The 293-nt window shown below is 54.6% G+C and carries 1 protein-coding gene; it reads right to left on the bottom strand.

The genetic code is table 11. From position 1 onward, the window contains the following. Window positions 1-293 (bottom strand): hypothetical protein (locus HMPREF2696_RS06145; protein WP_210383761.1); only part of this gene is annotated, 293 nt, incomplete at both ends.

Here is a 293-nt window from a genome sequence, read left to right as displayed (position 1 = left end):
TTTGCTGTCGCCTGCGGTGACGCTGTCAACAGTGATGTCTTTGGCCAGTTTCAGCTGAGCGCCACCGGCTACGGTTTCGCTGATGATGTTGCTGTCGCCTTTGACATTGATGGTGTCACCCAATGCGTAGTTGTTGCTGCCGGTGGTACCACCGAAGTTGATGCCTTTGGCGATATTGGCGGCGTTGTTGGCTACGTTTTGGTTGGTCGCAAACAGTTGGCTGCCGTTAACGGCATCTTTGCTGTTGGCATTGAGGTCGCCATCGGCTACGTTGGTCACTTTGTTGCCGGCGT

It is taken from the genome of Neisseria sp. HMSC058F07 (assembly GCF_001810035.1).
Lineage (GTDB): Bacteria > Pseudomonadota > Gammaproteobacteria > Burkholderiales > Neisseriaceae > Neisseria > Neisseria perflava.
Note: the sequence above shows the minus strand (reverse complement) of the source record. Positions and strands in the feature narration are given on the sequence as shown.